This window comes from Enterobacteriaceae bacterium Kacie_13 (genome assembly GCA_013457415.1).
GTDB lineage: Bacteria > Pseudomonadota > Gammaproteobacteria > Enterobacterales > Enterobacteriaceae > Rahnella.
In genome coordinates this window covers 214,370-237,221 of record CP045665.1, presented here as the reverse complement: position 1 = coordinate 237,221, position 22,852 = coordinate 214,370, and the positions used below count along the sequence as shown (strand labels likewise).

Here is a 22,852-nt window from a genome sequence, read left to right as displayed (position 1 = left end):
GAGGGGTAAGCAGGGCAGCGAAGGGAATTACAGACGGCCAGTGTAGTAATAGCGGACGAATTTGAGCAGCTTCAGCTGACGCCGCAGACGGCTCGGTTGCGAAATCAGGCGGTACAACCACTCCAGCCCCATCTTCTGCCAGATTTTTGGGGCGCGTTTCACATGCCCGGTGAAGACGTCGTAAGTGCCACCGATGCCCATATACAATGCATCCGGATGAAAAATACGGCAGTCGCGCATCAGGATTTCCTGCTTCGGTGACCCCATCGCAACGGTCACGATCGTCGCGCCGCTGGCTTTCACCCGCTCAAATAACGCATCGCGCTGATCCGGCGTGAAGTATCCGTTCTGGCTGCCCACAATGTTGACGTTCCACTGGGCGCGCAGCTTATCTTCGGTTTGTTGCAGAATCTCAGGTTTACCGCCAATCAGAAACACCGGCGCGCCTTCTTCGCCTGCTCGCTGCATCAGGCATTCCCACAAATCCGCGCCGGCAATGCGTGACACTTTCGCCTGCGGATATTTTTTGCGGATGGCGCGCACAATGCTAATCCCGTCAGCGTATTTATATTCTGCCTGCCCAATCAGCGCGCTGAGTTCCGGGTTACTTTCGACGGTCAGTACTTTCTCAGCATTCATCGCCACCAGCGCACCGGTTTTCACCTGATGACCGGCAAACAAATAATCGAGAAAATGCGTCATATCGCGAAAGCCCCAGAGGCTTATTCCGCGTATGTCGTAGTGTGGAATGTTATTTTTTTCAGAGTTCATTGGCTTTCCTGACAGCTACCTTCCCGATGAGGTTTTCATTGCGCGGCATTTTGGCACGGATCAGTCCCGCAGCGTCCAGCATCCAGTACAACAATTTGGCCACGACCAGACAGGCACCGAACACGACACAGAAAAACACCACCCGCGAGAAGAAGGAGTCCACGCCTTCACGGGCCAGCACGATGATATTGAAGACTGCGCCGAAGCAGAAACTTTGTAGAATCGCTGCTTTATACTTATTCGCATCAGCTTTGCCTTTCTCATACAGCCAGTCAAACCACTTGATGATCATGCCCACGGCGACGGCACCGAGAGGAATAAACCACACGCCGCCCATCACCACCAGAGAGCCAATCAGCGTCGGGGAGATAGCCAGGCCGGAATGGTTATCCAGCACTTCCCAGGTGAAATAGTTGGCGGAGTTGAGCACCACGCTCGGGCGATCATGCCACAGCCAGCTCGGGATAAAGACGTAGAAGTCGCGCACGATCGGCGCGAGGCCCTGGAAGCTGATCTTGTCGTAGTTCTGCAACAGCAGCCCGAGGTTTTCCCACGGTGAGAAAGTATCGCGCGTCAGGTACAGGAAGGTATAAAACGCTTCCGGGCCGCTGACGTTCAGGCCGTAGCGTTTCAGCGCCAGCCAGAACATCCCGACAATCCCCAGCACGCCCGCGGCCGCCAGCATCCACAACGAGATCCAGCCGCGCACAATGCCGATAAACAAAAACAACGCAAAAGCGATAATGATATTGGCGCGTGTGCCGCCGACAATTACGTAGGTCAGGAAGCCAAACGCCACAGTGCTGGCGAGGAAAAAAAGCCAGCGGCGAACGTCAGGTTTGAGGAAAAATACCACCAGCATGGCCGGAATGAAGAAGTAGAAGAAACGTTTGAGTGCCACACCGGAAACATCGCTGGAGAAAATCTGACTGTAAGACTTCAGCTTGAACAGTAAAAAACCGTTATGCATAAAGAAGATGGATACGGTGACCACTGCAATCAGCGCCAGCAGGATCCATGTCAGATGCGTCTCCACCCGGTTCATGTTGAATATCGCCCGTGAAGGCCCGTCATGCCTGGCTTTTAGCCGCGTTTTGTAACTGACGTAGTAAATGCCGTAGAAACAGGTGGCGGCGAGCATGGCCTGCAACAGGTTTTCCACCGGCACCACTTTGACATCAAACTGGAAAACCAGCACACAGGTCAGTGGAAAACCGAAATAAAATGTCAGCAGGTACAGCAACGAAAACAGGACGTTGAAGTTGAAACGCACACGGCGGAATTCTTTATAGGTCAGCGTCAGGATAAACATTAGCGAGAGCGCGTAAACCAAAGACAAGCCACCTAACTGTGACAGCGTCATGATGCCTCTCCCGCCGCCAGCAGCAGAGCCTGCTGCCAGCCGGTAATGTAATTCGGATTAAAGAAAGCAATGTTCCGCCGGTCGGTATTGAGTAACTGGCGACGCGCCTCGGCCACGGTTTTCGCATCCAGTACGTCACCGTAAAACAACACCGGCAAGTGCTGCTCCGCCAGATCCTGCCAAAACGGATTCTGCCGGCTGACCACAAACGGCACACCGAACTGGATCAGCAAACATTGGGTACCAATCGCCTGCTGTCGATCGAAAATGAAATAGCCCAGCGAGCAGCGACGCAGCACGTTGAGGTAATCCTCAAACGCCATCGCATCGGTCATCAGCTCAACATGGTCAGGAGCAAAAAGCCTCAATGCTTCTGCCCGCACCTGGTCGATATACGGCTGATTATTAGCGGGATATCCCATTGGTATAATCACGCGAATATCGGCTCCGAACTGCTGATGCAAGGATCGCAGCGCTTCGATATGGCGGTTACTGCGATCGCCGGAATTACCGACCAGCACCGTCATCGGCCCTTGCGGCTCCGGCAGGTCTGCCGACTGCGTCAGCGCCGGATCCATACGCGTCGGGAAATAGAGTAAAGATGACGGAACGCGTGAGTGTCGCTGATGGAAATGAATCAGATCGCCGCGCGTGCCAAAAACATGCCCGATGCGTCCCTGAGCCAGACGGCGCAGCATATAGAACAGCCGAAATTTGAGACTACCTGCCGATTCATACAAATCCGCGCCCCAGATATGCCAGCTCACCTGTTGCGATTTGATTTTGCCGGTCAGGATGGCCAGCCAGAGCGTCGGGTTAAACTGCCCGTGGAAGAAAAAGCGGTGCGTCCGCTCTTGTGCGCGGGAGATTACCGCCGCCGCCAGCGATTTTTTATCGGGATAAACGCGGATATCCAAACGCGTGAATTCAGCAAACGCTGAAGCGTCTTTCGCCGCCACCATAAAATGGCAAATCAGCTTTTCAGGCGCGCATTCGGCCAGCACGTCGTTAAAAAAGCGCAGTACGGTGACATTATGGTGGGGGATGTCAGATCCCAAAACGTGAATCAGCGTTGTCATGCTCGTCTACGATAAAGAAGAAATACGGTGCAACACAGCGCGAAATAGACGATATACGTCGCCATATACGCCTGCGCAGCGCCCAGGGAACCGTGAATCGGGATCAGCCAGTGTGAGAATCCGGTGAGTAGCGCGAACTGGCTGATTTCAGTCAGCACGTAAAAACGCAAAGACGCACGGGCGATCACCAGATACCCAAAAACATACGAACCGACTTTCAGCACGTCGCCAACCAGCTGCCAGGCGAACAAATCGCGCATCGCAATAAACTGTTTGGAAAACAGCAACCAGATAGCGAAATCCCGCAGCAGCCAGACCGTAAAACTGACGGCGGCAACAGCGGGAAGCACGAATTTCAGCGACTTGACAATTTCATGGGAAATCGCCTGTTTGTCTTTCAGTCGCGACAGCGTCGGCAGCAGATACACGCTGAAAGATGCGGTGATAAATTGCAGGTAGGCGTCGGAAATACTGCTGACACCCTGCCAGATCCCCACCTCTTTCCAGCTGTAATGTGCTGCCAGCAGATTTCGCATCATCACATACGCCACCGGAATGGTGACGGAGGTGATCACCGCCATCAGCGTAAATTTGCCCAGATGGCCGGCGATAAAACGATCCCAGCCCGGCTTCAGATATGCCAGCGGAAAGAATTTGCGCCGCCACAGCATGCCCGCAGCAGGAATAATCACCAGCGCAGGCACTAACGCCAGACCGGCCAGCGCGCCTTCATAACCGCCGAGTTTGAAACACAGGAGGTAGGCCAGCAATCCAATCAGGCTGCCACCGATGACCGCCAACGCGTTGCCCATCGCATCGCGATAGCCTTTCAGGATCGCCTGAAAATAGTTGGCGTAGGCGATGCCCATCTGAATAAAGGCCACAGCACGAACCACAGCCTGATAGCGATCATGCCCGAACAGCCCGACGCTTACCGGCGCTGCTGCCAGCAGAAACACCGCCGCCAGCAGCGTTGAGAAGCCTAAAATCAGTGATGACGACGTGCCGAGAACCGCTTTGAGCCGCTCAGGGTTTTCGTGGTGCTCCGCGACGTACTTGGTAACGCCGTTGAAAATCCCTGCACCGGACAATACGCCCAGCACCGTGACCATCTGACGGAAATTCCCCGCCTGCCCGACACCCTCTGGTCCGAACGCCACCGCCAGCAGTTTGACGACCAGTAACCCGGCACCAATTTTGATAAGCGTTGAGCCTGCGGTCCAGACAGAGGCTTTTGCCAGCGACATATCAGGCGAAGTATTGCAGCATAGCCGCAATCACCAGGCGCTGGGTGTCGTCGGTCATGTTGTAGAACAACGGCAGACGCACCAGACGTTCGCTTTCCTGCGTGGTAAAGCGGTCAATGCCGTCGAAACGGCCAAAGTTTTCACCCGCCGGGCAGGCATGCAGTGGGATGTAATGGAAGACGGTGAGAATATCCGCAGCTTTCATGTGGCGGATAAAGGCATCACGGTCTTCGATATCCTTCAGGCGCACGTAGAACATGTGGGCGTTCTGCACGCAATCTTGCGGAATTCCCGGCAATTGGATACGACCGGCATCGGCCAGATCCTGCAAGGCTTCGTAATACTCATTCCAGATGCAAAGGCGGCGCTGGTTAATTTTCTCCGCATCGTCCAGATTTCCCCACAGATATGCGGCCTGCAAATCCGACATCAGATAGCTTGAGCCGATATCGCGCCAGGTGTATTTATCCACCTGGCCCCGGAAGAACTGGCTGCGGTTGGTGCCTTTTTCACGAATAATTTCTGCGCGGTCGATAAGTTTTGCGTCATTAATCAGCGTCGCACCACCTTCGCCACCGGCAGTGTAGTTTTTGGTTTCGTGGAAACTGAAACAGCCGATATGGCCGATAGTGCCGAGCGCTTTGCCTTTGTAGGTCGACATCACACCCTGCGCGGCATCTTCTACCACAAACAGTCGATGCTTTTCGGCCAGCGCCATGATGGTGTCCATTTCACAGGCCACACCGGCGTAATGCACGGGCACAATCACTTTGGTTTTGTCAGTGATGGCGGCTTCAATCAGGGTTTCGTCGATATTCATCGTGTCCGGGCGAATATCGACAAACACGATTTTCGCGCCACGCAGCACAAATGCATTGGCGGTGGAAACAAAGGTGAAGCTCGGCATAATAACTTCGTCGCCGGGCTGGATATCGAGCAGCAGGGCAGCCATCTCAAGAGAAGCTGTACAGGACGGCGTCAGCAACACTTTCGGGCAGTGAAAACGTTGCTCGAACCATTGCTGGCAGCGCAGGGTAAAACCGCCGTCGCCGCATAATTTGCCGCTGCTCATCGCCTCACGCATGAAATCAATTTCAGTACCCACGATCGGAGGCGCATTAAAAGGGATCATTGTTTCACCTGTAAAGCCAGTATGCCATGCGGGTGATTTTGCCACCGCTGGCGAGATAAAGGTTTAAGGCCGCGAGATTGCCGGATTGAGTGGCGACATGTAAACGCGACACTCCCTGTTCAGCACACCACTGTTTCGCAGCCGCCATTAATTTCCTGCCCGCTCCCCGCCCCTGATATTCAGGTCTGACGGCAAGCAGGCCAATTCTTGCTTCTTCCGGCGAGAGCCGTCGGAGCGTAACAAAACCCAGTTCGTTGCCCTCTTCATCATCGCCCCACAGGCAGAGATGATCGAAGGTGCCAAGTACAGCTTTCTCCGCCCACATTGCGTAGAAACGCGCGCTGTCCTGCGGGTGATACCAGGGCGCACGAAAACGGCTGAACCGGAATGCCTGTCGGGCGATATTCGCCACATCGGCAATCTCCTCCGGCACGGCCAGACGCCCGGCAGCAAGCCCGGTGTCCTGCGGATTGATCGCCACACAGACGTCGGTTTCACCTTCCGCCAGCCGGAAACCCAGCGTCGAAAGGGCATCCAGCGTATCCATCAGATGGGCGTCCACTTTCGCCTGCACCAGTGCATACGGCGCAAAATCCTGTGGCGTCACTTCAGGCGCGGCGACATCGAGCGTCAGCTTCGCGCTCTGCAACTGGAAGAATTCACTCTCCCAGCGGAGGAAATCAACTTTGCCGCGCAGACTTATCGCCATACACCCTTGGTATCCACGATCCATGACTGCTCAACCTGCGCGGCGGGGATCGCTTTAAAGGGAGCATGATCGACCAGCATCACCAGCAGATCGGCGTTTTTCAGTGCATCATCCAGCGCATGTAACGTCACTTTGTCAGCAAGTGAAGCAGGCAACTGGTGAACGTTAGGCTCGACAGCCCAGGTTTCACCGGCGTGCCAGTCGGCGATAAGATGCGTGACTTCAACCGCCGGACTTTCGCGCAGGTCATCAATATTCTGTTTAAACGCCAGACCAAAGCAGGCGATTTTGACATCGGCAGCGCGTTTGCCGGTCGTGGTCAGGCAATCTGCCAGCGCCGCTTTCACGCGATCGACCACCCAATGCGGCTTACTGTCGTTCACTTCCCGCGCTGTGCGGATAATGCGTGCCAGCTCCGGGTTTTGCGCGACGATAAACCATGGGTCGACGGCGATACAGTGACCTCCTACGCCCGGTCCCGGCTGCAAAATATTCACGCGAGGATGGCGGTTCGCCAGGCTTATCAGCTCCCACACGTTGATGCCCTGCGCATCGCAAATCAGCGACAACTCATTGGCAAACGCTATGTTCACGTCGCGGAAACTGTTCTCGGTCAGCTTGCACATTTCAGCAGTGCGGGAGTTGGTGACGACGCACTCGCCTTTGAGGAAAATGTTGTAAAGCTCGCTCGCACGCTGCGAACACACCGCCGTCATGCCGCCGATGACGCGGTCATTTTTAATCAGCTCGGCCATCACCTGGCCCGGCAAAACGCGCTCCGGGCAGTAAGCGATGTTGATCTCTGCCTGCTCGCCCACCTGCTGCGGGAAGGTCAGATCGGTACGCACTTCTGCCAGCAACGCGGCCATTTTCTCGGTCGCACCAACGGGTGAAGTCGATTCCAGGATGATCAAATCGCCTTTTTTGAGCACCGGCGCCAGAGAAAGTGCGGCGGATTCGACAAATTTCATGTCTGGCAGATGATCGCCTTTGAAGGGCGTGGGTACGGCAATCAGGAAAGCGTCTGCGGGTTCCGGTGTGGTCACGGCGCGCAGGAATCCGTCTTCGACGGCCTGCTTCACCAGCAGATCAAGATCGGGTTCGACAATATGAATTGCCCCGCGGTTAATGGTGTCGACCGCGTGCTGATTGATGTCCACGCCGACCACTTTTTTCTGGTGCGAAGCAAACGCGGCGGCAGTAGGCAGACCGATGTAACCCAGTCCGATAACAGAGATCGTATTAAAACTCATTGTGATACCCAATGATTTTTCAGTGCTTCAAGAATAGAGTGACACGCATGACCGTCACCGTAAGGATTGTGTGCCCGGCTCATGCTGTTGTATTCATTTTCATCCGTCAGAAGGCGGTTCACTTCTTCCACAATTCTGGCGGGATCCGTTCCGACCAGCCTGACCGTTTTGGCCTCGACGGCTTCCGGGCGCTCCGTGGTTTCACGCATCACCAGCACCGGTTTGCCCAGCGACGGCGCTTCTTCCTGCACGCCACCAGAATCGGTGAGGATGAGATAGGCCTTATCCATCAGATAGACAAACGGCAGATAATCCTGTGGATCGATAAGCACAATGTTATCAATACCATGCAGAATACGGTTTACCGGCTCACTGACGTTAGGATTGAGGTGAACCGGATAAACGATTTGTACATCAGGATGCTGGCGGGCGATATCGGCCAGCGCGGAGCAAATCCGCTCAAACCCGCCGCCAAAGCTCTCGCGACGATGGCCGGTAACCAGAATCAGTTTTTTGTCGCCATCGAGGAAGGGGTAATTTGCCGCCAGCTGTTGCGCCAGAGAGGTATCGACGCTAAAGCGATCCCTGACCCACAGTAAAGCATCAATCACCGTATTGCCGGTGACGTAAATTCCTTTAGCAGGAATATTTTCCTTCAGCAAATTCGCGCGGGCATTTTCGGTCGGTGCAAAATGCCACGTAGCCAGATGCCCCGTCAGCAGACGGTTAGCTTCTTCCGGCCACGGCGAGGCAAGATCACCGGTACGTAATCCGGCTTCAACGTGACCGACCGGGATCTGATGATAAAACGCTGCCAGACTGGCTGACAGCGTAGTCGTCGTATCGCCATGAACCAGGACGACGTCCGGTTTGAAATCATCCAGCACGGGTTTCAGCCCGGCCAGAATGCGACAGGTAATTTCAGTCAGACCTTGCCCCGGCTTCATGATGTCGAGGTCATAATCGGGTGAAATTTCAAACAAACGCAGTACCTGATCGAGCATTTCGCGGTGCTGCGCCGTGACACAAACTCTGGATTCAAATGCCGCATCCTGCGACAAAGCATGCACCAGCGGCGCCATTTTTATGGCTTCCGGACGGGTGCCGAAAATCGTCAACACTTTCACAATGTGTTTCTCTTATTTTTACGACGCGTCAGGGCAACGCCCGCCCCGATTAAACCACCGACAACACCCCACATGATCATTAAGAATACGCGGCGCGGGCTGTCACGTTTTACAGGTTCTTCAGGCGTTCTGAGATAACGGTAAGTCTGAAACTTTGCGGTCAGCGTCGGGCCGACATTTAGCGTAGAAAGCATCGCGCGATTCTGATCATACTCCAGATCGTACCCCGGACCGGAAGCTTGTAGCAGTTCCAGACGCGCTTTCAACATCGGGACGCCTAACAGGAACATGTCGGAGTCCGGCAATTCTTCGGCTGGCGTATCCGTCACACTCTTATTGATATTCTGCTGCTGGGCGATTTTAAGCGCCTGCTCGGTATTGTTCGCAGTACGCTTGAAAATAGCCTGAGCAACTTCCTCCTGACGCTTCACCTGCGCTTTCATCGACTGCGTACGCGCAGCCCATGCGCCCTGAAGTTCATCATAGAGATGTTGTGAGGCACGGGCGCTGGCGAAATTCACGTACTGGCGCAATAACTTATTGGCATCGACGGAGTTATCTGCGGTCAGTTTAACGATGTCGTTTGGGACTTTCAGGCCATCACGCGGGGTGAACTGAATGTCGTTAACGAGATCATCAAGCAAGACAGCATCTGCACGCGCATCGCCTTCCTGATGTTGTTTGTAATAGGGCGATTGCAGCCAAAAATCGCGGCGGGTGTCGTAGGCCGCCAGCTGCATCACAAATTCGTTATAGGATTCATCAGAAATCGGCGGGCGGCTGGAGTCCGTCTGCGGCGCATTGCGCATATCCAGATTGCGCAGGAACTGCGCCTGAGAGAAATAGGACGACAAGTTGTTCACCGTCGGACGATCGGTGATCGCGGTGGCACTCCATTCCTGCTTCATCAGATAGGACGAACCGAGCGCCACGAGAGCGAAGAGGATCCCCAGACCCGCAATCCAGAACTTACCGTTCCATAAAGTGCAGCAAAGGCCGCGGATATCGAGTTCATTTTCGATGGCGCGTTCATTCTGGTTACTTGTCATTTCTGATTTATCCACAGCCAGTAAGCCTCGGGTTATAAATATTAGTGAACGGTGGAGCGGCGCAAACGCCTTTTTACCCGTTTAATAAACCGTGCAACCCGCCAGGCGCGTTTAATACACACGCCATAAAGCAGGAACGCGAAGAAAAATAATACTAACATCAGCCATTCAGGCACCAGCGGCAGATGCTCCCCAATGACGCCAATTGCCGCCAGCAACGCCGCGGCGACGGTGATCAAAACAAATGCCTGGCGGGAAGTAAAACCGGCACGCATGATCAAATGATGAATATGCTGTCGGTCAGCCGAGAACGGACTCAGCCCTTTGCGCAGACGACGGTACATAATAGCAATCATATCCATCAGAGGGATGGCGATAAGCCAAAGGGCGGTAACCGGATTCATCGGATGCGACTCACCCTGTGTACTTTGCAACAGGATCCAAATCACCGTGAAGCCAATCAGCGTACTGCCAGCATCGCCCATGAAGACTTTGTAGCGGCGACCAAGAATGCCCAGATTGAGAAGAATATAAGGCAGCGTGGCCGCAATCATTGCGAAGCACCACAGTGCCAGATCCATGTGACCACTGTCGTACATGATGATGCCCATCGCACCGAAGCTCACACAGGAAAGCCCGCCTAACAGGCCGTCAATACCATCAACCATATTGAAAGCATTAATTGCAGCCCAGACGGCGAAAAGCGTGAAGAGATAGCCAAACGGCCCGAGCACCATTTCCCAGGGACCAATCAGGTGACCAAGATTACGCAATGTCAGATTAGCGAAACTCATCATGGCGACGGCAACACCGGCTTGTACCAGTGCGCGAATTTTTACACTGATGTCATAGCGATCATCGAGCGCCCCAACCAGCACCAGTAATCCTGCGCAGATGAGATAAAGTTGACCGTGGGGAATGCGGTAGTCGGTGATGAGAAAGGCATAGCACATTCCGGCGTAAACGGAGATGCCGCCGACCAGCGGTACCAGACCCTGATGGCGCTTGCGGAAATTAGGTTTATCGACCAGACCAATTTTGGTCGCTACCTTTCTTGCAACAAGTAAAAACAGGAATGAAAATAAGAAAACAATGACGAGTTCAGTACTCATAGTGAGTAGGTTCACAGTTAAGAGATCTCTGCAAAAATAAGGTGCGTGGAATTGAGCACAAGAACATCATAAACCTCACAGCCTTACATCTAATCCCAGGGTGACAGTTATGGTTTTGTCTCAGGCAATACCTTATCTGTTGCCCTTTCTTTATGTTATCAGGGAGTCCGTCGACAAAATAAAGAAAGGGCAATGGAAAAGCCATCAGCTATTATCCGAATAAACTGACTGTTTCTCCTAAGTCGCATAATGGTAGCGACCAAAAGCAAAAAACGCCACGGCTTAGCGTGGCGTTAGCTGACTTTTACACCAAATTACGAACGTTTCATCATATCGAAGAAGTCGTCATTGGTTTTGGTCATGGCAAGCTTGTTGATGAGGAATTCCATTGCATCAATCTCACCCATTGGATGGATGATTTTGCGCAGGATCCACATTTTTTGCAGCTCTTCAGACGTGGTCAACAGCTCTTCTTTACGCGTACCAGAACGGTTGTAGTCGATAGCAGGGAATACGCGCTTCTCAGCGATTTTACGCGCCAGATGCAGTTCCATGTTGCCGGTACCTTTAAATTCTTCATAGATAACTTCATCCATTTTAGAACCGGTATCGACCAGCGCGGTCGCGATAATGGTCAGGCTTCCGCCCTCTTCGACGTTACGTGCTGCACCGAAGAAACGTTTTGGACGGTGTAAGGCGTTCGCATCCACACCACCGGTCAGGACTTTACCTGATGCCGGAACCACGGTGTTATAGGCACGTGCCAGACGGGTGATGGAGTCGAGCAGGATGATGACGTCTTTCTTATGCTCAACCAGGCGTTTCGCTTTTTCGATAACCATTTCGGCTACCTGAACGTGGCGGGAAGCCGGTTCGTCAAAGGTGGACGCGATCACTTCGCCTTTCACCAGACGTTGCATCTCAGTCACTTCTTCCGGACGTTCATCAATCAGCAGAACCATCAACACGCAGTCAGGATGGTTGTACGCAATGCTGGTTGCAATATTTTGCAGCAGCATGGTTTTACCGGCTTTCGGCGGTGCCACAATCAGACCACGTTGACCACGGCCAATTGGGGAAGCCAGATCCAGTACGCGAGCGGTCAAATCTTCGGTTGAACCATTACCACGTTCCATGCGCAGACGAGAGTTTGCGTGCAGAGGGGTTAAGTTTTCAAACAGGATTTTGTTGCGGGCGTTTTCAGGTTTGTCGAAGTTAACTTCATTAACTTTCAACAGGGCAAAATAACGTTCACCTTCTTTAGGTGGGCGGATTTTACCGGAGATAGTGTCGCCAGTGCGAAGGTTGAAGCGGCGGATTTGGCTGGGAGATACGTAGATGTCGTCGGGGCCTGCGAGGTAGGAACTGTCTCCGGAGCGGAGGAAACCAAATCCATCCTGCAATATCTCCAGTACGCCATCACCGAAGATGTCTTCTCCGCTTTTAGCATGCTGCTTCAATATTGAAAAGATAATGTCTTGCTTGCGCATGCGGGCCTGGTTTTCCAGTCCCATATTTTCGCCGAGTGCAATCAGGTCAGAGACCGGCGTATTCTTTAATTCGGTAAGATTCATAATGGTGGGTTCTTAAACTCGGGGTATGTCTCGAACATCTGTCGTGAATGGGTATGGCAGGGTCATCCGTGCCTGTTTGTGTAGAACAACACTCAAATAACAGCTTAAAAATCCAGCCGATGGCAGTCGCCAGCGGGCGATTCTAGAGGGGCAAACTGATATTGAGGTGTCTTAAAGCCGATTTTTTCAAAACCGTTAGATGGTCAAGTACAGTGCCAGTTCAATATAATTTTTATTCAAAGAAACTATCAGGCAGATGTTTTTGACACAACAGAGTAAAACGTAAGAATCAAACTACAGGTAAGCTCTATTTGCAGTAAGCGTAAACTTAGCACGCTTCGTGACAGGCGTCTAGCGGACATTGTGAAAAACACGGCAGCCCGCTAAACACCTGGTCTGGGTCATCCCGACCGCTTACAGATTAGCTGTTAAGAACTCTTTCAGCTGACCTTTCGAGAGTGCGCCAACTTTAGTTGCTGCGACTTCGCCGCCTTTAAATAACAGCAGGGTAGGAATACCACGGATGCCGTATTTAGGTGCAGTACCTGGGTTTTCATCAATGTTCAACTTCGCGATGGTCAGCTTGCCTTCGAACTCTGTGGCAATTTCATCGAGAATCGGAGCGATCATCTTGCAAGGACCACACCACTCTGCCCAGAAATCGACCAGCACCAGCCCTTCGGCTTTCAATACGTCGTTGTCGAAACTGTCATCGGTCAGGTGAATAATTTTATCGCTCATGTTCTACTCCAAAGGATTATCTTTACCTTGTTGATGTAGCATTAACCAACATTAGGTTGACTTTATTTCACCGGATACGCTTTCGTAAAGCAATAGTTAGCTGATATTCTACCACACTATGAGCAAAACACACTTGACCGAAAAGAAGTTTTCCGACTTCGCCCTGCACCCGCTTGCAGTAGAAGCCCTTGAAAAGAAAGGGTTCCATTACTGCACACCTATCCAGGCATTAGCTTTGCCAATCACGCTCGCTGGGCGTGATGTTGCAGGTCAGGCGCAAACCGGTACCGGCAAGACGCTGGCTTTTCTAGCGTCTACTTTCCATTATCTGCTTTCTCACCCCGCTGCGGAAGGTCGTAAGACCAACCAACCGCGTGCCTTGATCATGGCACCGACGCGTGAACTGGCTGTGCAGATCCACTCTGATGCCGAAGCATTGTCCGAGTCTACCGGCCTGAAATTAGGTCTGGCATACGGCGGCGATGGTTACGACAAACAGCTTAAAGTGCTGGAAAGCGGCGTGGATATCCTCATTGGAACCACTGGCCGTTTAATCGATTATGCAAAACAGAACCACATCGACCTGGGCGCGATTCAGGTGGTGGTACTGGATGAAGCAGACCGCATGTTCGATCTGGGCTTCATAAAAGATATCCGTTGGATTTTCCGCCGGATGCCGCCTGCAACTCAACGCCTGAACATGCTGTTCTCGGCAACACTTTCCTGGCGTGTCAAAGAGCTGGCGTTCGAAAACATGAATAATGCCGAGTCGATTGAGATCGAACCGGAACAAAAAACCGGTCACCGTATTCAGGAAGAGCTGTTTTACCCTTCCAATGAAGAAAAGATGCGCCTGTTACAGACGCTGATTGAAGAAGAATGGCCAGACCGCTGCATCATTTTCGCTAACACCAAGCACCGCTGTGAAGACGTCTGGGGCCACCTGGCTGCCGACGGACATCGCGTAGGTCTGCTGACCGGAGACGTTCCTCAGAAAAAACGCCTGCGCGTTCTGGAAGACTTCACAAAAGGCACGTTGGATATTCTGGTAGCGACTGACGTAGCGGCACGCGGCTTGCACATTCCTGCCGTGACACACGTTTTCAACTATGACTTACCTGACGATTGTGAAGACTACGTTCACCGTATTGGCCGTACTGGCCGTGCTGGCCTGAGCGGTCACTCCATCAGTCTGGCGTGTGAAGAATATGCGCTGAACCTGACGGCAATCGAGACCTATACCGGCCACAGTATTCCGGTCAGCAAATACAGCAGCGAAGCACTGTTAACCGATTTGCCTGCTCCGAAACGTCTGGCACGTGCACGTACCGGCAACGGTCCGCGCCGTAACAGCAATTCGTCTTCGCGTCGCAGCAGCGCACCGCGTAGCAACCGTAAACGTCCGGGCTGATACCTTATGCTAAGCTCCACCTCACTCTACGCAGCAATCGATCTGGGCTCTAACAGCTTTCATATGCTGGTTGTTCGTGAGGTGGCAGGCAGTATCCAGACCCTCGCCAGAATAAAGCGCAAAGTGCGGCTGGCAGCAGGTTTGGATAAGCAAAACCTGCTTTCTCAGGAAGCGATGCAACGCGGCTGGCAATGTCTGAAATTGTTCTCTGAACGATTGCAGGATATCCCGCGGGAACAAATCCGTGTGGTAGCGACAGCCACCCTACGGCTTGCCAGCAACGCCGAGGAGTTTCTCGGTAAAGCGCAGGACATTCTTGGCTGCCCGATTCAGGTCATCGCCGGTGAAGAAGAAGCCCGTCTGATTTATCACGGTGTCGCCCATACCACGGGTGGCCCGGATAAGCGTCTGGTGGTCGATATTGGCGGCGGCAGTACCGAGTTAGTGACTGGCGTTGGCGCACAGGCGACCACGCTGTTCAGTTTGCCGATGGGCTGCGTCACGTGGCTTGAGCGATATTTTAGCGATCGTAATCTGGCGAAGGAAAACTTCGATCAGGCCGAACAGGCCGCGATCGACATGATTCTGCCCGTGGCGCCGGATCTTATCGCTAAAGGCTGGCAGATTTGTGTCGGCGCATCCGGTACGGTACAGGCATTGCAGGAAATCATGGTGGCGCAGGGTATGGACGAGCGCATCACGTTGCCGAAACTTCAGCAGCTGAAACAGCGCGCGATTCAGTGCGGCAAACTGGAAGAGCTGGAAATTGAAGGTCTGACGCTTGAACGTGCGCTGGTTTTTCCAAGCGGACTGTCGATTCTCATCGCCATCTTCAAAACCCTGAATATTGAAACCATGACACTGGCCGGTGGCGCACTGCGCGAAGGTCTGGTGTACGGGATGCTGCATCTGCCGATCGAACAGGATATCCGTCAGCGCACATTGCGTAATCTGCAACGCCGCTATTTGCTGGATAACGAACAGGCGCAACGGGTGGCACAGCTGGCCGAGAACTTCTCGATACAGGTGTCACAGGAATGGAAGCTGGATGCACGTGCCCGTGAGTTGCTTAACAGCGCCTGTTTGATTCACGAAATTGGTTTGAGTGTCGATTTCAAAAAAGCCCCGCAACACGCAGCCTATCTGATCCGTCATCTGGATTTACCAGGTTTCACGCCGGCACAGAAAAAACTGCTGGCGACGCTGTTGCAGAATCAAAATGGCACGCTTGATTTACCTCTGCTCAATGAGCAAAACGCCCTGCCGCCGCGTCTGGCGCAGCGCCTTTGCCGTATTCTGCGACTGGCGATTATTTTCGCCAGCCGTCGCCGTGACGACACATTGCCCGCCGTGCGTTTACGTGCGAATGATGATGAACTGAGTGTGATTGTGCCACAGGGCTGGCTGGAACAGCATCCGCTGCGCGCCGAAGAGTTAGAGCAGGAAAGCCACTGGCAAAGTTATGTGCACTGGCCACTGTTTGTGGAAGAACAGGTCTGATTTCCCTAAGGAATCAGTCAGTTATTAAGGCAGGGTTGATCCCCTGCCTTTTTTACATCGTAATCTTTCAGTTTCCGCCTTTGGCTTTCGCAAGCTGTTCGCGGATTTTCTCCAGATGGCTCTGCCCTTTCACCATCCTCTCCTGCGCACTCACTACCTTACGCTCGCTTTCCCATGCCAGATCGTCCTGCGGTAACTCCATCAGAAAACGACTCGGCTCGGGGCGAATTAACTCTCCGTACTGGCGACGTTCGCGGCACAGCGTGAAAGTCAGCTCTTTCTGCGCACGGGTAATGCCCACGTACGCAAGACGCCGCTCTTCATCCACATTATCTTCATCAATGCTGCTCTGGTGCGGCAATAAACCTTCTTCCATGCCAACCAGATAGACATACGGGAATTCCAGCCCCTTCGAGGCATGCAGCGTCATCAGCTGAACCTGATCCAGCTCTTCATCATTTTCCCCGCGCTCCATCATGTCGCGCAGGGTAAAGCGCGTGACCACTTGTGTGAGCGTCATCGGCTCATCCAGATCGGTGCCTTCAAGCATTTCGGTCATCCAGCTGAACAACTGATTGACGTTTTTCATGCGCATTTCCGCCGCTTTCGGGCTGGGGGAGGTTTCGAACAACCAGCTTTCATAATCGACGCCGTGAATCAAATCCCGCACGGCGGCTACCGGCTCGCGTTCGGCCAGATCGGAAATCGTGCCCATCCAGTGCGTGAAGCGTTGTAAGGATTCAAGCCCACGCCCAGTCAGCGACTGGCTCAGCCCCATATCGAAACTGGCTTTAAACAGTCCTTTGTTGCGTTGATTCGCCCACTCGCCGAGCTTCTGCAAGGTCGCTGCACCGATTTCGCGACGTGGCGTGTTGACGATGCGCAGGAACGCGCTGTCGTCGTCAGGGTTGGTTAAAACGCGCAGATAGGCGAGCAGATCTTTAATCTCTGGGCGAGAGAAGAACGATGTGCCGCCGGAAATCCGGTACGGGATACGGTTCTGCATTAGCATTTTTTCAAACAGGCGCGACTGATGGTTACCCCGGTACAAGATAGCGTAATCGCCATACTGCGTTTTGTTGATGAAGTGATGGGCAATCAGCTCGCCGACCACGCGCTCGGCTTCATGATCTTCATTATTGGCCGTTACCACTTTCAGCGATTCCCCGTAGGCCAGTTCAGAGAACAGACGCTTCTCGAAAACGTGCGGGTTATTGGCGATGAGGATATTGGCGGCTTTCAGAATGCGCTGCGTCGAGCGGTAGTTTTGCTCGAGTTTAACGACCTGTAATTGCGGGAAATCTTCTTTCAGCAGCACCAGATTTTGGGGGCGTGCACCGCGCCAGGAGTAGATTGACTGATCGTCATCGCCCACGACAGTAAACCGCGCACGGTTACCGACCAGCAGTTTCACCATCATGTACTGACTGGTATTGGTGTCCTGATATTCATCCACCAGCAGATAGCGCAGTTTGTTCTGCCAGCGTTCGCGCACTTCTTCATTTTTCTGCAACAGCAGCGTCGGCAGCAGGATGAGGTCATCGAAATCGAGGATGTTACAGGCGCGCATGTGGTCATGATAAAGGCTATAACAGTGTGCGAAGATCTGATCGCGTTCAGATCGCGCAAGACCGGCGGCATGAGACGGATCCACCAGATCGTTTTTCCAGTTTGAGATCGTCGAAACCAGCTGTTGTAGCAAGGTTTTGTCGTTTTCCAGCCACTTTTCGCTCAGCTCTTTGAGCAGCGCAAGCTGATCCTGATCGTCGAACAGGGAGAAATTAGACTTCATGCCCAACGCGGCGAATTCGCGCTTGATGATTTCAAGCCCTAGCGTATGGAACGTGGCAATCAATAAGCCGCGCGCTTCTTTGCGCCCCAGGGTTTGCCCAATACGCTCTTTCATTTCGCGCGCGGCTTTATTGGTGAAAGTGACTGCCGCAATATGGCGGGCCTGATAGCCACATTCGCGGATCAGGTGCGCGATTTTATTGGTAATTACCCTGGTTTTACCGGAGCCAGCACCCGCCAGAACCAGGCAGGGTCCGGTGACGAATTCGACGGCGTGTTGTTGGCTGGGGTTTAATCGCATGGCGTATTTTTGCTCACCTGGTAGACAAGGACGGCGATTGTAGCAGAAAGGTCGCCTGAGATTGACTGGCTTTACAGCGCAATTTCTCATCCCGGAACGCAGGCCGGATTCCACTCAGGTGGTTGCAGATGTTACATTACCCGTCTGGAAACACTCTCGCAAAAAAGGTCTTATCATGGCAAAAACTGCCGCAGCAATGCATATCCTGGTAAAGGAAGAAGCACAGGCACTTGATCTTCTGGAACAACTGAAGAACGGTGGCGATTTTGAGAAACTGGCTAAGAAGCACTCTACCTGCCCGTCAGGTAAGAAAGGCGGCCATTTAGGTGAATTCAAGCAAGGCGCAATGGTGCCGGCTTTCGATAAAGTGGTTTTCTCTGCGCCGCTGATCGAGCCACAAGGCCCGCTGCACACTCAGTTCGGTTATCACATCATTAAGATTTTGTACCGCAACTAAGTTCTGCCTCTGCCAGAACAAAAGAAAGGGCACCGCATTTTCATGCAGTGCCCTTTTTGATTCTATTTCAAGCCCAGCGGGTTTAGCTAATTAGCTGGCAACCGCGATACGTTTCATATCAGTCATGTAGCCACGCAGGGTGCGACCGATTGACTCGATTGGGTGGTTGCGGATAGCTTCGTTAACGTCACGCAACTGCGCATTATCAACCTGCGTTTCGGCAACAGATTTACCCAAATCACCCGCCTGCAGGGTGGTCATGAATTCTTTCAGCAACGGTACTGCGGCGTTAGCAAACAGGTAGTTACCGTATTCTGCGGTATCAGAGATAACCACGTTCATTTCGTACAGACGCTTACGCGCAACGGTGTTGGCGATCAACGGCAGTTCGTGCAGTGATTCATAGTAAGCAGATTCTTCAATGATGCCGGACGCCACCATAGTTTCGAAGGCCAGCTCAACGCCCGCTTTCACCATCGCAATCATCACAACACCGTGGTCGAAGTACTCCTGCTCGGAAATTTTACCGTCGAACTGTGGTGCGTTTTCGAACGCGGTTGCGCCCGTTTCTTCACGCCAGGTCAGCAGGTTTTTGTCATCATTCGCCCAGTCAGCCATCATGCCGCTGGAGAATTCACCAGAGATGATGTCGTCCATGTGTTTCTGGAACAGCGGCGCCATGATCTCTTTCAATTGTTCGGACAATGCATAAGCACGCAGTTTCGCCGGGTTAGACAGTCTGTCCATCATCAGCGTGATGCCGCCTTGTTTCAGTGCTTCGGTGATGGTTTCCCAGCCGAACTGCAGCAGTTTTTCTGCGTAAGCTTCATCAACGCCGTCAGCGACCAGTTTGTCGAAGCACAGCAGAGAACCGGCCTGCAACATACCGCACAGGATCGTCTGCTCGCCCATCAGGTCAGATTTTACTTCAGCAACGAAGGAAGATTGCAGAACGCCGGCACGATGGCCGCCGGTAGCCGCAGCCCAGGCTTTAGCAATCGCCATGCCTTCGCCTTTTGGATCGTTTTCCGGGTGAACGGCGATAAGCGTTGGAACACCGAAACCACGTTTGTATTCTTCGCGTACTTCAGTACCCGGACATTTCGGAGCAACCATCACAACGGTGATGTCTTTACGAATTTGCTCGCCTACTTCAACGATGTTGAAGCCATGAGAGTAACCCAGCGTCGCGCCGTCTTTCATCAGAGGTTGAACTGCTTTAACCACCGCGCTGTGTTGTTTGTCTGGGGTCAGGTTAACAACCAGATCCGCCTGCGGGATCAGTTCTTCGTAAGTGCCGACTTTAAAGCCGTTTTCTGTCGCTTTACGCCAAGAAGCACGCTTCTCAGCAATCGCTTCTGCACGCAGGGTGTATGACACATCCAGACCAGAATCACGCATATTCAGACCCTGGTTCAAACCTTGTGCGCCACAGCCCACAATCACCACTTTTTTACCTTTGAGGTAGCTGGCTTCGTCAGCGAATTCGTCGCGACCCATGAAGCGGCATTTGCCCAGTTGTGCCAGCTGCTGACGCAGGTTCAGTGTGTTGAAATAGTTAGCCATGTCTTGCTCCGTTCTTTCGAGGTAAGTGCTGTTATTTTTTGTTTCACCGTTAAACCGGTGAACGCCGTGAATTCACTATATGTCATGCGACACATTGCTTAAATTGATATATTACGAAGATGACATTGCAGAATCTGCAATACTCTTGTTTTGTCATCTGTGAAACCAAAGAGCCGGGTAATCTTTATGGACTTACGTGATCTGAAACTGTTTTTGCATCTGGCGGAAAGCCGCCATTTTGGCCGTTCGTCGAAGGCGATGCATGTCAGCCCGTCAACGCTGTCGCGCCAGATCCAACGGCTGGAGGAAGAACTTGGCCAGCCGCTATTTCAGCGTGACAACCGCACCGTGCAACTGACCAGCGCGGGCGAACAACTCAAAAACTTCGCCCAGCAGACGCTGCTGCACTACCAACAACTGCGCAACGGGCTGGATCAGCATGGTCCGACGCTGAGCGGCGAACTGCGTTTGTTCTGCTCGGTAACCGCGGCGTACAGCCATCTGCCGCCAATTCTTGACCGTTTTCGGGCGCAGCATCCGCTGGTCGAGATCAAACTGACCACCGGTGATGCCGCTGATGCGGTCGAAAAAGTACAATCCACCGAAGCGGATTTAGGCATCGCCGGTCATCCGGAAACATTGCCGGGCAGCGTCGATTTCACAAAAATCGGTGAAATCCCGATGATCCTGATTTCGCCTTCCCTACCCTGTGCGGTACGCACCCAGGCCAGCGAACCGCATCCCGACTGGTCGCAAATTCCGTTCATTCTTCCGGAACACGGTCCGGCGCGAAAACGCATCGACATTTGGTTCAAACGCAACCGCCTGAGCAACCCGCTGATTTACGCCACCGTTTCCGGGCATGAGGCGATTGTCTCGATGGTGGCGCTCGGCTGCGGCATCGCGCTTATCCCGTCGGTCGTCGTCGATAACAGTCCGGAATCCATTCGCAACCGCATTACGATTCTGGATAACGTCACGGTCGGCGCACCGCTGGAGCTGGGGGTCTGCGTGCAGAAAAAACGCCTGAACGAACCGCTGATCGATGCTTTCTGGCAGCTGCTCTGAATATTTCAGGTAATAAAAAACGGGACGCTTTTCAGGGTCCCGTTATATTTATTAACCCGCTAAGAAGAAGCGGAACGCCGGATTATCACTTTCGTTATGGCAGTCATAGCCCAACGCCTTCAGGTTCTGTTCGAACTCTGGCTCCTGTTCATTCAGCTCAAACGCGGCCAGCACCCGACCGAAATCGGTGCCGTGGCTGCGGTAATGGAACAACGAAATATTCCAGTGCGTGCCCAGCGTGTGCAGGAATTTCAGCAAAGCGCCCGGTGATTCGGGGAACTCAAAGCTGTAAAGCCGCTCGCGCAGAGGTTTGGTTGGACGCCCGCCCACCATATACCGCACATGAAGTTTCGCCATTTCATCATCAGAGAGATCCACTACCTGATAACCATCGCGGTTTAGCTCATCGATGATTTCCAGCCGCTCCGCGTGACCGCGCGTCAGACGTACGCCCACGAAGATGCAGGCGTTATCCGCATCAGCATAGCGGTAGTTGAACTCGGTCACCGAACGCCCACCCAGCAGCTGACAGAATTTCAGGAAGCTGCCTTTGCGTTCAGGAATGGTGACTGCCAGCAGTGCTTCACGCTGTTCGCCCAGCTCGCAACGTTCAGACACGTAACGTAAACCGTGGAAGTTGACGTTAGCGCCCGAAAGCACGTGCGCCAGACGTTCGCCCTGAATGTTGTGCTGCTGCACATACTTCTTCAGTCCGGCCAGCGCCAGCGCCCCGGAAGGCTCGGCAATAGCACGCACGTCTTCGAACAAATCTTTAACCGCAGCGCAAATGGCATCGCTGTCGACGGTGATCACGTCATCAAGATATTCACGGCACAGGCGGAAGGTTTCGTTACCGATACGCTTTACCGCCACACCTTCAGCGAACAGCCCTACGCGCGCCAGATCGACAGGTTCACCGGCGTCCAGCGCTGCACGCAGGCAGGCAGAATCTTCGGCTTCGACGCCAATCACTTTGATCTGCGGCATGAGCTGCTTAATCAATACCGCGACGCCCGCCGCCAGACCGCCGCCGCCTACCGGCACGAATACACGGTCGAGATGCGCATCCTGTTGCAGCAGCTCCATCGCCAGCGTGCCCTGCCCGGCGATCACCGCCGGATGGTCAAACGGCGGCACAAACGTCATTCCCTGCTGCTGCGAAAGCTCGATGGCTTTGCCTTTGGCCTCGTCGAAATTCGCACCAAACAGCAACACTTCACCACCGAAATTGCGCACCGCATCGACTTTGATATCCGCGGTCGCCACCGGCATCACAATAAGAGATTTAATGCCTTTTTTTGTGGCCGACAGGGCAACACCCTGGGCGTGGTTACCGGCCGAGGCCGTAATCACACCGCGGGCAGCCTGCTCTTCGGTCAGACTGGCTATCATGGAATACGCGCCGCGCAGTTTAAAACTGTGAACAGCCTGGCGGTCCTCCCTCTTTACCAAAATGGTATTACCCAGCCGGGAAGAGATCTTTTCCATGACCTGTAAAGGGGTCACCTGTGCGACTTCATATACCGGCGCACGCAGCACGGCGCGCAGATATTCAGCGCCGCACGGCTGGTCGGGCAAAGGTTGAGATACCGCCATGGCCT

At 53.3% G+C, this 22,852-nt stretch carries 19 protein-coding genes; 4 read left to right on the top strand and 15 right to left on the bottom strand.

All coding sequences use genetic code 11. The features are described from left to right. Positions 1-27: 27 nt before the first annotated feature. The 12 genes from rffM to trxA form a co-directional block, all read right to left on the bottom strand. A complete protein-coding gene (rffM, locus tag GE278_01070; protein ID QLK59453.1) occupies positions 28-771 on the bottom strand; it encodes a lipopolysaccharide N-acetylmannosaminouronosyltransferase in 744 nt (247 codons plus the stop codon). After that, positions 761-2,134 (bottom strand): O-antigen assembly polymerase, encoded by a 1,374-nt coding sequence (gene wzyE / locus GE278_01065; protein QLK59452.1) that lies wholly within the window; start codon positions 2,132-2,134, stop codon positions 761-763. The genes rffM and wzyE overlap by 11 nt, the downstream gene beginning before the upstream one ends. Next, complete coding sequence (locus GE278_01060; GenBank protein ID QLK59451.1) at positions 2,131-3,213, bottom strand: TDP-N-acetylfucosamine:lipid II N-acetylfucosaminyltransferase; 1,083 nt, start codon at positions 3,211-3,213, stop codon at positions 2,131-2,133. Before GE278_01060 ends, wzyE begins: the two co-directional genes overlap by 4 nt. Then, entirely contained in the window at positions 3,210-4,460 is a 1,251-nt protein-coding gene (gene wzxE, locus GE278_01055) for a lipid III flippase WzxE (protein ID QLK59450.1), read from the bottom strand. Before wzxE ends, GE278_01060 begins: the two co-directional genes overlap by 4 nt. A 1-nt stretch (position 4,461) precedes the next feature. Further along, on the bottom strand, positions 4,462-5,592 hold the full coding sequence (rffA, locus tag GE278_01050; protein QLK59449.1) for a dTDP-4-amino-4,6-dideoxygalactose transaminase: 1,131 nt from the start codon (positions 5,590-5,592) through the stop codon (positions 4,462-4,464). A 4-nt stretch (positions 5,593-5,596) separates the two neighbouring features. After that, entirely contained in the window at positions 5,597-6,325 is a 729-nt protein-coding gene (gene rffC, locus GE278_01045; GenBank protein ID QLK59448.1) for a dTDP-4-amino-4,6-dideoxy-D-galactose acyltransferase, read from the bottom strand. Next, positions 6,292-7,554: a UDP-N-acetyl-D-mannosamine dehydrogenase gene (wecC, locus tag GE278_01040; GenBank protein ID QLK59447.1), complete on the bottom strand. Its 1,263-nt coding sequence runs from the start codon at positions 7,552-7,554 to the stop codon at positions 6,292-6,294. The genes rffC and wecC overlap by 34 nt, the downstream gene beginning before the upstream one ends. Continuing rightward, a complete protein-coding gene (locus GE278_01035) occupies positions 7,551-8,681 on the bottom strand; it encodes a UDP-N-acetylglucosamine 2-epimerase (non-hydrolyzing) (protein ID QLK59446.1) in 1,131 nt (376 codons plus the stop codon). The genes wecC and GE278_01035 overlap by 4 nt, the downstream gene beginning before the upstream one ends. After that, positions 8,678-9,730 carry an ECA polysaccharide chain length modulation protein gene (gene wzzE / locus GE278_01030; GenBank protein ID QLK59445.1) on the bottom strand — a complete coding sequence of 351 codons (1,053 nt, stop codon included), beginning with the start codon at positions 9,728-9,730 and terminating at the stop codon, positions 8,678-8,680. Before wzzE ends, GE278_01035 begins: the two co-directional genes overlap by 4 nt. A gap of 41 nt (positions 9,731-9,771) precedes the next feature. Next, positions 9,772-10,857 (bottom strand): UDP-N-acetylglucosamine--undecaprenyl-phosphate N-acetylglucosaminephosphotransferase, encoded by a 1,086-nt coding sequence (gene wecA / locus GE278_01025; protein ID QLK59444.1) that lies wholly within the window; start codon positions 10,855-10,857, stop codon positions 9,772-9,774. A gap of 299 nt (positions 10,858-11,156) precedes the next feature. Further along, a complete protein-coding gene (rho, locus tag GE278_01020) occupies positions 11,157-12,416 on the bottom strand; it encodes a transcription termination factor Rho (GenBank protein ID QLK59443.1) in 1,260 nt (419 codons plus the stop codon). A 414-nt stretch (positions 12,417-12,830) separates the two neighbouring features. Next, the gene (gene trxA / locus GE278_01015; GenBank protein QLK59442.1) at positions 12,831-13,157 is read right to left on the bottom strand and encodes a thioredoxin TrxA; all 327 of its coding nucleotides are present in this window, start codon (positions 13,155-13,157) and stop codon (positions 12,831-12,833) included. 118 nt (positions 13,158-13,275) lie between these two features. Here trxA and rhlB point away from each other — a divergent pair, with 118 nt between their 5' ends. Both rhlB and gppA read left to right on the top strand, forming a co-directional pair. Beyond that, entirely contained in the window at positions 13,276-14,568 is a 1,293-nt protein-coding gene (gene rhlB / locus GE278_01010; protein QLK59441.1) for an ATP-dependent RNA helicase RhlB, read from the top strand. 6 nt (positions 14,569-14,574) lie between these two features. After that, positions 14,575-16,068: a guanosine-5'-triphosphate,3'-diphosphate diphosphatase gene (gppA, locus tag GE278_01005; GenBank protein QLK59440.1), complete on the top strand. Its 1,494-nt coding sequence runs from the start codon at positions 14,575-14,577 to the stop codon at positions 16,066-16,068. Between the two features lie 67 nt (positions 16,069-16,135). Here gppA and rep read toward each other — a convergent pair whose 3' ends face one another. Continuing rightward, positions 16,136-18,160, bottom strand: coding sequence for a DNA helicase Rep (rep, locus tag GE278_01000; protein ID QLK59439.1), 2,025 nt, complete (start codon positions 18,158-18,160; stop codon positions 16,136-16,138). 175 nt (positions 18,161-18,335) lie between these two features. Here rep and GE278_00995 point away from each other — a divergent pair, with 175 nt between their 5' ends. Further along, positions 18,336-18,617, top strand: coding sequence for a peptidylprolyl isomerase C (locus GE278_00995; protein ID QLK59438.1), 282 nt, complete (start codon positions 18,336-18,338; stop codon positions 18,615-18,617). Positions 18,618-18,707: 90 nt separating this feature from the next. Here GE278_00995 and ilvC read toward each other — a convergent pair whose 3' ends face one another. Beyond that, positions 18,708-20,183: a ketol-acid reductoisomerase gene (ilvC, locus tag GE278_00990; GenBank protein ID QLK59437.1), complete on the bottom strand. Its 1,476-nt coding sequence runs from the start codon at positions 20,181-20,183 to the stop codon at positions 18,708-18,710. Positions 20,184-20,369: 186 nt separating this feature from the next. Here ilvC and ilvY point away from each other — a divergent pair, with 186 nt between their 5' ends. Next, positions 20,370-21,251 (top strand): HTH-type transcriptional activator IlvY, encoded by an 882-nt coding sequence (ilvY, locus tag GE278_00985; GenBank protein QLK59436.1) that lies wholly within the window; start codon positions 20,370-20,372, stop codon positions 21,249-21,251. 51 nt (positions 21,252-21,302) lie between these two features. Here the strand turns inward: ilvY and ilvA are convergent, their stop codons facing one another. Beyond that, positions 21,303-22,847, bottom strand: a complete 1,545-nt coding sequence (gene ilvA, locus GE278_00980; GenBank protein ID QLK59435.1) for a threonine ammonia-lyase, biosynthetic — start codon at positions 22,845-22,847, stop codon at positions 21,303-21,305. Between the last annotated feature and the right edge of the window lie 5 nt (positions 22,848-22,852).